Below are 13,823 nucleotides of genomic sequence, written 5' to 3'. Positions count from 1 at the left end.
TTTCCCCGCTGTTACGGCAGGTTGTTGATCGTGAAGGTGGACGTCGTGTTCTTGATGTCCTGAGCGTTCCCGCTCATCTTCAGGTTGTGGAAGGTGACCTCACCGACCGCCGGGCCCTGCCCGGACTCCGGCATCTCGTTCGCCCAGAGTCCGAAACCGGACTTGGCGTCGAAGGCGTCGCCGCTCTTCCTGGCACCGGTGATCGTGATGTCCGTGAGAATGGTGTCCTTGATCGGGAACTGCGGTTGTCCTCCTACGTAGTTGGTCTGGAACATGATCCCGCTGTAGGTCGGGTCGATGATGTCCACGTCATTGATCCGGATGCCCTGGAACACCTTGGAGGCGGAGAACAGCCAGATTCCGGGGAAGGTCTGGCCGTTCCAGAAGTGGCCGCCCGCCCGTTCTATGGTGATGTTCTCCAGGGTGGTCGGATCGGTGCCGAAGCCGTTCATCGGGTAGCCGAAGTCCAGCGAGCTGACGGTGATGCCGGAGTAGACCAGGGTGTCCGCGATGCGGATGTTGCGGAAGGTGTTGTCGTAGCCGCCGTACACGGCCACTCCTGCCGCGCGCCAGGTCAGCAGCGAGGTCAGGTTCTCGAAGACGTTGTTCTTCTCGTCCGCGCCGCCGGCATCGATCGCCGAGAACAGCGCGAAGCTGTCGTCACCGGTGGCACGCGACTCGTTGTTGGTCACGTGGTTGTCCGTGCTGCCGTTGGTCATGTTGATGCCGTCGGCGTAGGTGTCACGGATGCGGGAGTTCTTGATGGTGATGCCGTCGGTGTTGGCCCCCCAGTAGAGGCACACCGTGTGCTCGTCCCAGATGTTGTCGATGGTGATGTCGGAGACGCCTGAGAAGTCGAACACCTTGCCGGGGCCGTCGATACGCGAGGTGTAGTTGCCGAAGTAGGCGAAGTCCGCGAACGAGGAGCCGTTGGCCGTGGCCTCGGCCCGGAAGCCGATGTCGGTGTTGTCCTGGGACGACGGGGCGTGGAATCTGGTGAACCACGGCCCCGCACCGACGACCTTGACGGCCTTGCCGTAGACCTGGAACTTGCTCGACGTCTCGTAGTCACCGGCCGGCAGGTAGACGCCCACCAGCTTGCCCGTGGTGTCCATCCTGACCTTGTCCAGCGCGTTCTGCACGTCCTGCTGGGAGAAGCCGGCCGGCACCGTGTAGGCGGCAGGGTCCGGATTCGCGATCGCCGTCGCCAGCTCGGTGTTGATGAAGTCGATCGCGTACGTCGAGGTGTTGGCGGCGTCCTTCTGGAGCTTGATCTTGTGGCCGGCCGGGACGGTCATGCCCAGCATGACGTTCGCCTCGTCGTAGATGTGCCGTGGTGCGCCGGAGCCCGGATCGTTGCCGGGGCCGGTCTCGGCGCCGTACAGCCAGGCGTACTTGGAGGTGAGGTCGATCGCCTTGAGGAAGGTGCCGTCGACGTAGACGTCCAGGGTGGAGTTGATGCCGCCGCCGCCCGCCGCGTCGGGGATGGAGAAGCGGGTGACCAGGGTGTTGGTGCTGGCCTTGGTGGTGAACTCGACCGATTCGCCGGTGCTGTTCAGGGTGACCGCCTTCCGGCCGGAGGCCTCGCCGGCCGGATCACCGATGGTGCGGTTCGGTCCGATCACCTTGGCGCCGCCCGCGAGGACACCGTCCTCGGCCTCGTACGCGTCGTAGGGCATGTCGGCGCCGCGGCCGATGAACAACGACCGGCTGCTGGTGTTGTTCTCCCGCTTGACCGGCACCTCGTTGCTGTCGTCCGCGATCACGGTCTTGACCTGGTAGGTGCCGTTCACCGCGGTCCAACTGCCCAGCTCGACAGGTGAGGTGGTGTCGCCCGCGGCTATCGCGCCGCTGTAGGAACCGGTGAAGGTCTTGACCGTCGCGCCCTTGGAGTCGGTCAGGGCCAGGGTGATGCCATGGCTGCCGCCGGCCGAGGCCACGGTGCCCTGGTTCTTGATGGCCACCGAGAACTTCACCGAGTCGCCCGAAGAGGCCGAGCTCGGTGACCAGCTGACGGGGGAGGCCACCAGGTCCGAGCTGGCGACCGGCTTGACGACCAGCGGTGCGGGGCCGGCCCAGGTGTTGTTGCCCTCGTTCTGCTCGATCACCTTGTTCGCCGGGTCGACCTCGGCGCTCAGTGGGTAACTGCCCGCGTCGTGCGCGCCGATGGAGGCGGTGACGGTCTCCGTCCCGCCCGCAGCCAGCGCCGGGACGGCGGCGCTGCCCGCCTTGCCGGTACCGAGGCTGAAGGCCAGGTCGGTGGCGGCCGACGCCTGGGTACCGCTGTTCATGACGGTCGCGGTGAGACTGATGTCGTCGGACTCGACCGGCGCTGCGGGCGTGGAAGTGATCTTGGTGACCTGAAGGTCCGGATTGGGGGCGGGGACACCCATCACCTGGAACTCCGCGATCTGGCCGGCGGCGGAACCGGTGTTGGAGGTGATCTTCAGCTGCACATCGGAGACGCGTCCGGTCACCGGGATGGTGACGGTGTTCTGACTCGCCGGGTTGAAGGTGTAGTCCTTGCCGGCCACCAGGCTGGTGAACGAAGTGGCGCTCTGTTCACGGCCCAGCACCTGGATGTTCTGGGTGCGGGTGGACCAGGCGCTGTCGGGATTGAGCTTCAGCACGACGGAGCTGACGTCGGCATTGGCGCCGAGCTTCACGGTGAGGGTGTTGGGGTAGCTGCCGCCCGCGCCTTCCCAGTACGTGCTTGTCAGACCGTCGTCGGCGTTCTCGGCGGCGAAGGTGAAGACGCTGGAGGAGGCGCTGATCGGCTTGGACTGAGCCAGGTTCGAACCGGGCCCGGTGGTTCCCGGGCGGGTGACGGTGTTGCTGTTGCCCGACACGTTCCCCGCCGCGTCCTTGGCCCGTACGTAGTAGGAAACGGTGGCGTCGGCCGGTGGGTTGTCGGTGTACGTGGTGACATCGCCGGCGACGGACTTCAGCAGGCTGCCGTTGGCGTAGACGTCGTATCCGGTGACCCGCACATCGTCTGTGGCGGCGCCCCAGGTGAGCTTGATATCGCCGGCCGCGCCCTGGGTGAATGCCAGGTCGGCGGGCGCGGTGGGCGCCTGGGTGTCGCCGGTGTCGCCCTTACGGGTCACGGTGTTGCTGTTGCCCGACTGATTGCCCGCCGCGTCGTGCGCGCGCACGTAGTAGGCGACGGTGCTGCTGCCCGGCTGGTCGTCGGTGTACGTGGTGACATCGCCGGCGACCGTGGAGCGCAGCTCGCCGTTGGCGTAGATGTCGTAGCCGGTGACGCCGACGGCGTCGGCCGAGGCCTGCCAGGTGAGCTTGATCCGACCGGTGGCCGGTTCGGTGAAGGCGAGACCCTGCGGGGCGGACGGGGCTGTGACGTCGCCGGATGCGGGACCGTAGACCTCCAGCTCCGACACCTGACCGGCCGGTTGCCCGGTGTTGGCGGTGACCAGCACCCGTACGTACCGGGTGGTGGTGGCGTCGAAGGAGATCGTCGCCGTCTGGTCGTCGGCGCTGTTGAAGGTGTACCCCTTGGACGCGCTGAGGTCGGTGAAGTCCGTGTTGTCGGTGCTGCCCTGGATCTTCAGCGTCTGGGTGCGGGACCCCCAGCCGTCCGGCAGGCGCAGCACCACCTGGTCCACCGGCACGGACGAGCCGAGATCGGCCTGGATCCACTGCGGGAGGGCGTTGTTCCTGCTCTCCCAGTAGGTGGCGCGGTTGCCGTCGTTGGCATGGTCCGCGCTGTACACGTCGGTGTAACTGCTGGCCGTGAGCGTTCTGCCGAGGGCCAGGTTGCCGGAGGCACCTGTGGTGTCGGCCGCGTGCACCTGCAGTTCGGAGAGCTGCGCCTTGGGCCAGCCGGAGTTGGCGGTGATGGTGACCCGCACGTACCGGGCCAGGGTGGCGGGGAAGTCGACCGTCACCGTATTGCTGTAGCCGGGGCTGAAGGTGTACGCGGCGGAGCCGGCCAGCGTGCTGTAGCCGGTGCCGTCCGTGCTGCCCTGCACCGAGAGGGTCTGGCTGCGGGTCTCCCAGCCCGCCGGGAGTTTCAGTACGACCTGATCGACGCGTGCCGTGGACCCGAGGTCGGCCTCCGCCCACTGCGGGAAGGTCCCGCTCGAACTCTCCCAGTACGTCGAGGGGTTGCCGTCCGTGATGTTCGTCGCCGCATACCCCGCGGCGGAGCTGCTCGCTCGGGTGGGGTGCCCTGCTGCGATGTCAGGTCCGCCGGCCGCTGATGCGGCCAGCGCGGGCAGGCCCAGCAGTAACAGGGTGGTTGCGAGGGCGGCCGTCAGCGCGCGCCAGCGGGCCAGGGATCTTTTCATGAGCGTTCCTAACGTGGGAAGTTCCTGTTCTTGCGTTCAATTGTTGGAGAATTGCAGAGCTTTGTAGAGAGGTCTACAGCTCTGACAGAGGAAATTGCCTAGCCCCCTCTTGGCCGGGGCGTGGTGAAGCCGGCCGGGGCCCCGGCGGCTGTCCAGGATGTGGTCGGCTGTTTGACCCGGTTCCGCCGTGCCGGATACGTTGCGCGCCATGCAGCGTTCCGCACACCTGACGACTCGAGGTCATGTCGACCTGAAGCGTGTGTGCTCCGCGGCGTGTCACCGGGCCTGACCGTACGGCGCCCGCGCGGGCCGGCCTCCAGGAGCATTCCGCCGGCATCATCCGCTGCCCCCTTCGCACCACCGGGTACGGGCGCGCACGTCTGTCATGGAGTGCCGTCACGTCGAGGACCGGGAGGTCATCCGTGGACCGTCTGCCCGCGCCCAACCGCCCCACCCCGCTGCGCCGTTCAGCGATGCCGTCGGCCGGCCGGCCCCGTAGGCCCTCGGGCACCGGAGCAGTGCTCGGGGCCATCCTCGACCACGGCCCGGTCGCGCGCTCCACGGTCGCCAGGCTCACCGGCCTTTCCCCCGCCTCGGTGACCGGCCACTGCGCACAGTTGCTGGCCCGCGGCCTCATCCGGGAGAGCTCGGAGACCGCCGGACCGCGAGGCCTTGGCCGACCGCACGTGCCGCTGGAGATCGACACCGGGCGGTATCTGGTGGCCGGCGCGCACATCGCGGTGGCGCACTCGACGCTCTCGCTGATGGATCTACGGGGCAGGGTCGTGGCCGAGGAGCGGCAGCCGCACCGGGGCACCGGTCCGCAGGAAGTGCTGAGCCGTCTGGCTGTGCGGCTGCCCCGGCTGGTGGAGGCGCACGCGGCCGGACGTACCGTCCTCGCACTGGGCGTCGCGACCGGTCACCGGGTGGACCCCGTGGCGGGAATGGTCGTGGACCATCCACAGCTCGGTTGGCGCGGCGTGGCCGTGCGCGAGCACCTCACCGGTCGTACCGGCCTGCCGGTCCAAGTGGACAATCACTCCCGGGCCTTGGCCAGGGCCGAGCAGTTGTTCGGTGAGGTGGCCACCCGGGCCGGCGTGGTCCTGCTCTTCGTCGGCACGGTGATCGATGCGGCTTTCAGCACCGCCGGGTCCGTGCATCTGGGCCCCCGGGCCGGAGCAGGGAGCGTGGCGCACCTCCCGGTCGCTACCGGGGAAGTGGCCGGCGCGGCGGAGCCCTGCATCTGTGGCAGGCCCGGATGTCTGCACGCAGCGGTGTCGGAGCCGGCCATGGTGCGGCTCGCGGCGCAACGGGGTCTGTTCGTCCCGGCGTTCGGGCACTTGCTGGATACGGCGATGGCCGGCGATCCACGGGCTGTGGCGCTCTTCCGGCATCGGGCGGAGCTCGTGGGCCGAGCGGCGGCCCTGCTGCTCGACCTGTTCGACCCGGAAGTCCTGGTCGTCGTCGAGCCGGGGATCGCACGGCTGCCGGAGTGCCTGGCGGATCTGCGGGCCGAGGTGGCCGAGCGCTCCGCGATCTGCGACGACCCCGAACGGGCCGTGCTGCCCGGCAGTTTCGCCGGATCGGTGCCGGCCACCGCCGGCGGCGCCGTGGCTCTGGCGGCCCTCTACGCTGACCCGCTCGGTCCCTGGCCCGCGCTGACCGCAGCGAGTTGACTTAATTCAGCAGGTTGCATTGTTGACCACGCAGAACTCGGACCGGACAATGGATTCATGACCAGTCGGCAGTGGATTTCTCGTTACGTGCCCGCAGCGGCACGGCGCTGCCGCGGGGTCGAGCCGGTGCTGGTTTCCACCCGCTGTTTCTGTTGTCGCTCCTGTTCGGTTTCCCGATAACCGAAGAGCGCTCCCGTGCAGGCATGCCACGCTATATCGCCATGCTGTTTTCCGGACCGATGTCCTTTCCGGTTCTGCCCTTTTCCTTCTTTCTCCTGGGGGAGACATGACTGTCACCATATCTTCGTATTCCGCAACGGGAATTGCCCCGGAGCGGTTCAGGCAAGTGTTCCGCAGGTATCCCGCCGGCGTGGTCGCGGTGACCGCGGACGCCGGCAGCGGGCCGGTCGGATTCACCGCCACCTCGCTCACCTCCCTGTCCATCGACCCGCCGCTGGCGTCCTTCGGCATCGCGGAGGCCGCCTCGTCCTGGCCGCACATCGAACGGGCCGCGACGGCGGTCATCAATTTCCTCGGAGCCGACCAGGAGCCACTGGCCAGGCGATTCGCCACCAGTGGTATCGACAGGTTCGCCGCACCGACGGCATGGCGGCGGCTGCCCACCGGGGAGCCCGTCCTCGATGAGGTGGCCGGCTGGCTCCGGCTCTCCGTCGAGCAGACCGTCCCGGCCGGCGACCACCGCATCGTGGTGGCCCGGGTCGAGGACTCCTGGCTCGACCCGGAACGCCGCCCGCTGGTCTTCCACGACGGCGCCTACCACTCCCTCTGAAATCCGTTCCGTACCCACCTATCAGGGCACTACCCACCTCTCAGGGAATACATGATGTCAACCGTGGCTTCACGCACGCCGCTCGCCCGCCGTTCCTTTCTCGCCCTCGGCAGTGGCGCGCTGCTCGGCCTCGCAGGCTGCGCCGAGGGAACAGCCGCATCGGTCGGGTCCGCGCCCACCGGAAAGCTCCCTTCCGGCGCACCACCACCGGGAACGGAACTGAGCATATCGATCCATTCGACGGAGCTTCAGCTGAAGGCGTCCGGAAAATTGGCGGAACTTCCTTTCCGGGTCACCCACTGGCCCAATTTCACGGCGGGTCCCGACGTCATCCAGGGTTTCCGCGCCCGGTCGATACAGCTTGCGAGCAATGCCGGGCTGCCGCCCATCCAGGCCCAGGCGATCGGCTTCGACACGAAGATCGTCGCCGTGCAGCTGCACGAGAAGCCGCTGTACGTGTTCGCCACCGCGCCCGGTACCGACATCCGCTCCGCCGAGGACTTCCGCGGCAAGAAGCTCGGCTTCTCTCAGGGGCAGGCCCAGGGAGCCGTACTGCTGCGCGCCGTCAAGGAGGCCGGACTGAGCAAGGACGATGTCACGCTGGTGCCACTGACCAGCAACCAGTTCCTGACCGCGCTGCAGACCAAACAGGTCGACGTCGCCCCGCTGGCCGAGCCCGTCCTCACCAAGTATGTCGACCAGTTCGGGAAGGACGGAGCCCGAAGGATCAACACCGAGGTGGTGGACCTGCTCTCGGTGCTGTGGGCGCCCACCTCGGTGCTGGAGAACGGCGACAAGCTCGCCGCCGTCAAGAGTTTCATCCCTTTCTGGGCGCGGGGCAGCGTGTGGGCGTGGGAGCACAAGGAGCGCTGGAACCAGGTCTATTACGTCAAGGACCAAGGTGTCACCGCACAGGACGGACGACGGATCGTCAAGTCGCTGTCGGTGCCCGTCTTCCCGAAGAGCTGGGACAAGGCCATCGCCTGGGAGCAGGAGACCGCCGATCTGCTGACGGAGAACGGCTTCATTCCCAAGACCCGGGTGGACAGCCTGTTCGACCGGCGTTTCGAGTCCATCGCCGCCCGGTCCGTTCCCGCCGAGTACCGGAAGTGAGTCATGACTGACGTGACAACGCAGGTGCGCGACACCGCCCCGCCCCCGACCGAACCGCTGGTCACGGACGCGCGCGCCGAGCTTGCCCGGGAGAAGGGCAAGGGTACGGCGGGTCCGGGGCCGCGGCGCCGGAGGCTGAGCCCCGGCAAGCTGTTCCCGTACGGCAGGCTCGTCGGCCCGCTGCTGCTGATCGGGATCTGGGCGGCCGGCACCGGTCTGGGTCTGCTCGACACCAGAATCCTGTCGGCGCCCTGGACGGTCGTGCGGACCGCAGGCGACCTGATCTCCGACGGCCGGCTGCAAAACAACCTGCTGGTCTCCCTGCAGCGCGCGGGCCTGGGCCTCGGGCTCGGCGTCGTGGTGGGCACCGCACTGGCGATCGCCGCCGGACTGAGCCGGGTCGGCGAAGCCACCATCGACGGCGCCATGCAGGTGAAGCGGGCGATCCCGTCGCTGGCACTGCTGCCGCTGCTCATCCTCTGGCTGGGCATCGGCGAGGGCATGAAGGTCATCACCGTCGCACTCGGCGTGATGGTCCAGGTGTACATCAACACCTATGCATCGCTGACCAGCATCGACAAGCGGTACGTGGAGCTCGCCGAGTCGCTCGGACTGAGCCGGGCGCAGTTCATCAGGAAGGTCGTCGTGCCCGGCGCGTTGCCCGGCTTCTTCGTGGGTCTGCGGCTGGCCGTCACCGCTTCCTGGCTGGGCTTGATCGTCGTCGAACAGGTCAATGCCACCGCGGGTATCGGTTACATGATGTTCCAGGCCCAGCAGTACGCGCAGACCGACATCATCCTGGTCGGTCTGCTGGTCTACGGCATCTTCGGATTCGCATCGGACGCGCTGGTGCGCGCCGTCGAGAGGAGGGTCCTGTCATGGCGACGCACACTGGCGGGCTGACCCGCACGGATCCACCGACCCCCGCGGTCGGCGCGGCAGGGGCTGCGGTGCGGACGGCGCGGCTGGTCCGGCGATTCGGAGACCGTGCGGTCCTCCGTGAGCTCGATCTCACGCTGGCATCGGGGGAGTTCACCGCACTGCTCGGCCGCAGCGGTTCGGGCAAGTCGACGCTGCTGAGGGCCGTCGCCGGATTGGACCACGAGGTCCAGGGCTCCGGTCAGCTGGAGGTGGCCGAGCGGGTGTCGCTCTCCTTCCAGGACTCCCGGCTTCTGCCCTGGCTCCGGTTGCTCGACAACGTGGTGCTGGGCGTCGGTGGTCCCGGAGCCGGGGCGCGCGGGCTCGCGGCGCTTGCCGAGGTCGGCCTCGGCGGCCGGGACAGTGCCTGGCCGCATGAGCTGTCCGGCGGCGAACAGCAGCGCGCCGCGCTGGCTCGCGCCCTGGTGCGCGACCCCGAACTGCTGCTCGCCGACGAACCGTTCGGCGCACTGGACGCGCTGACCCGCATCAAGATGCACGGACTCCTGCGCGAGCTCTACGAGCGGCACCGCCCCGCGGTACTGCTGGTCACCCATGACGTCGACGAGGCAGTCGAGCTCGCCGACCGGGTGCTGGTACTGGAGGAGGGTCGCATCTCCGTCGATCTCACCCTTGACCTTCCGGCACCCAGGACCCGGCGCGACCCGCGGTTCCAGGAGTACCGCGATACCCTGCTCGCCGCACTCGGCGTGGCGCAACCCCAGATCATCGAGGAGAAGAACCGCCATGACGCGTACGTCCGCTAGCAGGCCCGCCGGGTCCGGCCGCAAGCCGCTGCACCTGAACGCCTTTCTGATGTCCACAGGCCACCACGAGGCTTCCTGGCGACTCCCGGAAAGCCCCGCACGGGCCAACGCAGACATCGAGCATTACCGGCATCTGGCGCGGACCGCCGAACGCGGCAAGCTCGATTCGGTGTTCTTCGCCGACAGCCCGGTTCTGATGGGTGACCCCGGCCGGCGCCCGGCAGCCAAGCTGGAGCCCACCGTCCTGCTGACGGCGCTGGCCGGGGCCACCGAGCGCATCGGCCTCATCGCCACCGCGTCGACCAGCTACAACGACCCCTACAACCTCGCCCGCAGGTTCGCCTCCGTCGACCATGTGTCGGACGGCCGGGCGGGCTGGAACATCGTCACCACCGCGGGTGCGGATGCCGCCCGCAACTTCGGCCTGGACGACACTCCGCTGCACCACGACCGGTACCGGCGTGCCGCCGAGTTCGTCGAGGTCGCCACCAAGCTGTGGGACAGCTGGGCGGATGACGCGGTCGTCGCGGACAAGGAGAAGGGCGTGCATGCCCGGGCCGACCGGGTGCGGCAGATCAACCACCGCGGCGAGTTCTTCCGGGTGGACGGCCCGCTCAACGTGGAACGGCCGCCGCAGGGCTATCCGCTGCTGGTACAGGCCGGATCGAGCGAGAACGGCAAGGACTTCGCGGCCCGTTACGCGGAGGCGGTGTTCACTGCGCAGCAGACGCTGGAGGAAGGCGTCGCGTTCTACAAGGACGTGAAGCAGCGGGCAGAGGCGATCGGCCGCAACCCCGACGGGATCAAGATCCTTCCGGGCATCGTCCCGGTCATCGGTGACACCGAGGCCGAGGCCCGGACACTCGACGACGAACTCGACCGGTTGATCGTCCCCGAGTATGCGAAACGACAGCTCGCCAAGACCCTGCGGCTGGACCCCGACGACCTCGAGCTGGACGAGGAACTGCCGGACGACATCCCTACCGAGGCCGAGATCGAGGGTGCCAAGAGCCGCTACACACTCATCGTCGAGCTGGCCAAGCGGGAGCGCCTGACGGTGCGCCGGCTGATCGGCAGGCTCGGTGGCGGCCGTGGCCACCGGACCTTCGCGGGTACCGCGGTGCAGGTGGCCGACACCATCGAGCACTGGTACGACAGCGGGGCGGCCGACGGCTTCAACATCATGCCTGCGGTGCTCCCCTCCGGCCTGGAGGTCTTCGTCGACCAGGTGGTCCCGATCCTCCAGGAGCGTGGCCTGTTCCGCACCGAGTACACCGGACACACGCTGCGCGAACACTACGGCCTGCCACGTCCCGCCAACCGGCTGTTCGATGCCATCGACCGGAGCGCGGGCCACTTCGGCATCGGTCTCACCGAGGCATAGCGGCCGGCACTACGGTGCAGGTGACCGGTCCGCCGGGATCAGCCCGGCGGACCGGGGCCTTTCACCGATGCCGGGGCAGTGGCCGGCGGTGGTGCAAGCCCTCGGCTACTGCAGCGCGTGCACGGCGGCGGCGAAGACCGACGGCATACGTGCGGCGGCCGGCACGATCAGGCGGGCCGTGTGCGGGCTGCGGCTCGCTGTCAGCAGCGCACCGGTCAGCAGCCGGTGGCGCCGGGTCAGCGCCGCCCAGGCCCGTTCGTAGTCCTCCGGCCGTCCGGCCAGCAGGCAGCGCACCGCCGCGCCGGCCGTGGCGAGTGCCAGGGCGATGCCCTCGCCGGTGAGCGCGTCGACATAGCCGGCGGCGTCGCCGACGAGCAGGACCCGGCCGGCCACCCGGCGTCGTACCCGCTGGCGCAGCGGCCCGGCGCCGCGCACCGCGCTCGCGTACGGGCCGCGCAGCGCAGCCGAGAGGGCGGGAAAGCCGGCCAGATGCGCGTCGTAGCCCTGACGGCTGTGGCTGAGGACGGCGACTCCCACCAGATCGTCGCCGACCGGGGTCACATACGCCTCGCCGTACCGGGACCAGTGCACCTCCACGAAATCGGTCCACGGTGCGCACCGGTAGTGGCGGCGCAGCCCGTAACGGCCGGGGCCCCGGGCAGGCAGGTCAAGGCCGAGGCGGCGGCGCAACGGCGAGTGCAGTCCGTCGGCGGCGATCAGCCAACGGGCCGTGAGGCCGCCTGCGGTGACGCTGTCCGCGTCCTGGTGCACCACGCCGATCCTGCCGTCGATCATCCGTACGCCGACTTCGCGGGCGCGCCGGTGCAGGGCGGCGTGCAGCACGGTCCGCCGTACCCCGAGACCCGTCCCCTCGCGGAACCGGGCTTCGGCACGGTATGCCCGGTCCAGGTAGCGGATGCCGTGCAACTCCCGTCCCTGCAGGCCGATCCCCAGGTCCCGCAGCGCGGCGACGCCCGCGGGCATCACGCCTTCCCCGCAGGCCTTGTCGACGGGCGCGGCCCGCGGTTCGACCACCACCGAATCGAGTCCCGCCAGGGCGGCCCGGATCGCCGTGGCGAGCCCGGCCGGGCCACCGCCCGCCACCAGCACATCGATCACGCGGTGAGGTCCCTGCCGGTGGCGAACGGTGGCGCGGCCGCGGCGGTGAGTGCCTGGTTCTCGCAACGGATACGGACGGTCAGCAGCGCAGCGTTGAGCACCGTGAACGCGACCGCGGTCACCCACGCGGTGTGCACGAGGGGGAGGGCGACTCCCTCGGCGACCACGGCGACGTAGTTGGGATGCCGCAGCCAGCGGTAGGGGCCGCCCTGTACCAGCGGGAGCCCCGGGACGACGATCACCCGGGTGTTCCAGCGCGGGCCGAGGGTGCCGATGCACCACCAGCGCAGCCCCTGGGCGGCGAGCAGCACGGCCACCATCGGCCAGCCCAGCTCCGGCAGGAACGGCCGGCCGCCGAGCCACGCCTCCGCTACGCAGGCCGCCAGCAGACCGGTGTGCAGGGCGACCATCGGCGGATAGTGGCCCTGGCCCGCGACCGTCGCCCCGCGTGCCATGCTCCACCGCTCATTGCGCCGGGCGACGACGAGTTCGGCGATCCGCTCGGCCGCGACGACGGCCACCAGCAGTACGTACCAGATCATGCGGTCCTCCGACCTACCAGCGCAGCAGCACCAGTTCGCAGCAGAAGCCCGGCCCCATGGCAAGCAGCAGCCCCGGGGTGCCCGGCGGCGGGCGGTGCTCCGCCAGCGTGTCGCGCAGCACATGGAGCACGGACGACGAGGACAGATTGCCCACGTCGGCCAGATGGCGCCAGGTGATGTCCAGTGCGCCGTCGGGCAGTTCGAGCGCCTCGGTGACCGCATCGAGCACCTTGGGACCGCCCGGGTGGCAGACCCAGGCTGCCACATCCTTGGTCTTCAGGCCGTGCTCGCTGAGGAACGCCTCGACGTCCGCCGCGAGATGGCGGCGCACCACATCGGGGACGGAGGCGTCCAGGACGACCTGGAAGCCGGAGCTCCGGATGTCCCAGCCCATGATCCGCTCGGTGTCGGGGTACAGCCGGCTGCGGGTGTCCACGATCGTCGGCCCCTCGGTCCCGGGTGCCGGGGCGGGGCGGTCGGCGCCGCGGACGACGACGGCGGCCGCGCCGTCCCCGAAGAGGGCGGTGGCGATCAGATTGGCCATCGAGGCGTCCCGGCGCTGGAACGTGAGCGAACACAGTTCCACCGAGAGCAGCACCGCCACCTGATCCGGCCGGCCGAGCAGATAATCGTGCACCCGGGCCAGACCGGCCGCGCCACCGGCGCAGCCCAGGCCGAAGAGCGGGAGCCGTTTGACGTCGCTGCGCAGCCCGAGCCGCCCCGCGAGCCGGGCATCGATCGAGGGGGTCGCGATGCCGGTGACCGAGGTGAAGACCAACAGGTCCACGTCGGTGGCCGACAGGGCCGCCGCGTGCAGCGCGCCCCGCACGGCCCTGGCGCCGAGATCGGTGGCGCCCGCGATGAACGCGTCGTTGGCGGCGCCGAATCCGTCCAGCCGTTCGTACTGCTCGAGCGGTAGCGTCATATGACGCGAGCGGACCTTCGCGCTCCGATGAAGCCGGTCGAGAACCCGCCGGTCGGTACCCTCGGGCAGGCAGACACGGGCCACCATGTCGGTGATCTCGCTCTGCGTGTGCCGATGTGGTGCGAGGACACCGTGGACGGCTGCGATCCGGGTCATCTGCTCTCCCGCCTGGGGGATGGGTTCCCCTCTGCATTCCAGCATCCCTGCCCCCGGCGAGCGCCCCGACACCCTGAACGGTACCGCCCGAGCTCAACCCGGGCCCCTACGATCGCCGGGTGGGAA

General features: G+C 69.3%; 10 protein-coding genes. 6 read left to right on the top strand and 4 right to left on the bottom strand.

Annotation, left to right across the window (positions count from 1 at the left end):
- Window positions 1-11 precede the first annotated feature (11 nt).
- Window positions 12-4,307 (bottom strand): discoidin domain-containing protein, encoded by a 4,296-nt coding sequence (locus tag AB0436_RS17780; RefSeq protein ID WP_366468816.1) that lies wholly within the window; start codon window positions 4,305-4,307, stop codon window positions 12-14.
- Between the two features lie 422 nt (window positions 4,308-4,729).
- Between AB0436_RS17780 and AB0436_RS17775 the strand changes: the two genes are divergently transcribed.
- The 6 genes from AB0436_RS17775 (at window position 4,730) to AB0436_RS17750 (ending at window position 10,955) form a co-directional block, all read left to right on the top strand.
- Complete coding sequence (locus tag AB0436_RS17775; RefSeq protein WP_366468815.1) at window positions 4,730-5,983, top strand: ROK family transcriptional regulator; 1,254 nt, start codon at window positions 4,730-4,732, stop codon at window positions 5,981-5,983.
- A gap of 286 nt (window positions 5,984-6,269) precedes the next feature.
- Complete coding sequence (locus tag AB0436_RS17770; protein WP_366468814.1) at window positions 6,270-6,773, top strand: flavin reductase family protein; 504 nt, start codon at window positions 6,270-6,272, stop codon at window positions 6,771-6,773.
- Between the two features lie 54 nt (window positions 6,774-6,827).
- On the top strand, window positions 6,828-7,886 hold the full coding sequence (locus AB0436_RS17765; protein WP_366468813.1) for an ABC transporter substrate-binding protein: 1,059 nt from the start codon (window positions 6,828-6,830) through the stop codon (window positions 7,884-7,886).
- Between the two features lie 3 nt (window positions 7,887-7,889).
- Window positions 7,890-8,789, top strand: a complete 900-nt coding sequence (locus AB0436_RS17760) for an ABC transporter permease (protein WP_366468812.1) — start codon at window positions 7,890-7,892, stop codon at window positions 8,787-8,789.
- On the top strand, window positions 8,765-9,571 hold the full coding sequence (locus tag AB0436_RS17755) for an ABC transporter ATP-binding protein (protein WP_366468811.1): 807 nt from the start codon (window positions 8,765-8,767) through the stop codon (window positions 9,569-9,571). Before AB0436_RS17760 ends, AB0436_RS17755 begins: the two co-directional genes overlap by 25 nt.
- Entirely contained in the window at window positions 9,552-10,955 is a 1,404-nt protein-coding gene (locus tag AB0436_RS17750; protein WP_366468810.1) for an LLM class flavin-dependent oxidoreductase, read from the top strand. Before AB0436_RS17755 ends, AB0436_RS17750 begins: the two co-directional genes overlap by 20 nt.
- Before the next feature lie 105 nt (window positions 10,956-11,060).
- Here the strand turns inward: AB0436_RS17750 and AB0436_RS17745 are convergent, their stop codons facing one another.
- The 3 genes from AB0436_RS17745 to AB0436_RS17735 are packed head-to-tail and all read right to left on the bottom strand — an operon-like array spanning window position 11,061 to window position 13,697.
- Window positions 11,061-12,074 carry an NAD(P)/FAD-dependent oxidoreductase gene (locus AB0436_RS17745; RefSeq protein ID WP_366468809.1) on the bottom strand — a complete coding sequence of 338 codons (1,014 nt, stop codon included), beginning with the start codon at window positions 12,072-12,074 and terminating at the stop codon, window positions 11,061-11,063.
- Complete coding sequence (locus AB0436_RS17740; RefSeq protein WP_366468808.1) at window positions 12,071-12,616, bottom strand: isoprenylcysteine carboxyl methyltransferase family protein; 546 nt, start codon at window positions 12,614-12,616, stop codon at window positions 12,071-12,073. Before AB0436_RS17740 ends, AB0436_RS17745 begins: the two co-directional genes overlap by 4 nt.
- 13 nt (window positions 12,617-12,629) lie before the next feature.
- Window positions 12,630-13,697, bottom strand: coding sequence for a 3-oxoacyl-[acyl-carrier-protein] synthase III C-terminal domain-containing protein (locus AB0436_RS17735; RefSeq protein WP_366468807.1), 1,068 nt, complete (start codon window positions 13,695-13,697; stop codon window positions 12,630-12,632).
- Between the last annotated feature and the right edge of the window lie 126 nt (window positions 13,698-13,823).

It is taken from the genome of Streptomyces sp. NPDC051322 (genome assembly GCF_040689485.1).
GTDB lineage: Bacteria > Actinomycetota > Actinomycetes > Streptomycetales > Streptomycetaceae > Streptomyces.
Note: the sequence above shows the minus strand (reverse complement) of the source record. Positions and strands in the feature narration are given on the sequence as shown.

What these genes read in the sequence shown, in the direction of transcription:
- AB0436_RS17770 (WP_366468814.1), top strand. Translation starts at nt 6,270, where the DNA reads ATGACTGTCACCATATCTTCGTATTCCGCAACGGGAATTGCCCCGGAG.
- AB0436_RS17780 (WP_366468816.1), bottom strand. Translation starts at nt 4,307, where the DNA reads ATGAAAAGATCCCTGGCCCGCTGGCGCGCGCTGACGGCCGCCCTCGCA.
- AB0436_RS17765 (WP_366468813.1), top strand. Translation starts at nt 6,828, where the DNA reads ATGTCAACCGTGGCTTCACGCACGCCGCTCGCCCGCCGTTCCTTTCTC.
- AB0436_RS17740 (WP_366468808.1), bottom strand. Translation starts at nt 12,616, where the DNA reads ATGATCTGGTACGTACTGCTGGTGGCCGTCGTCGCGGCCGAGCGGATC.
- AB0436_RS17735 (WP_366468807.1), bottom strand. Translation starts at nt 13,697, where the DNA reads ATGACCCGGATCGCAGCCGTCCACGGTGTCCTCGCACCACATCGGCAC.
- AB0436_RS17750 (WP_366468810.1), top strand. Translation starts at nt 9,552, where the DNA reads ATGACGCGTACGTCCGCTAGCAGGCCCGCCGGGTCCGGCCGCAAGCCG.
- AB0436_RS17755 (WP_366468811.1), top strand. Translation starts at nt 8,765, where the DNA reads ATGGCGACGCACACTGGCGGGCTGACCCGCACGGATCCACCGACCCCC.
- AB0436_RS17760 (WP_366468812.1), top strand. Translation starts at nt 7,890, where the DNA reads ATGACTGACGTGACAACGCAGGTGCGCGACACCGCCCCGCCCCCGACC.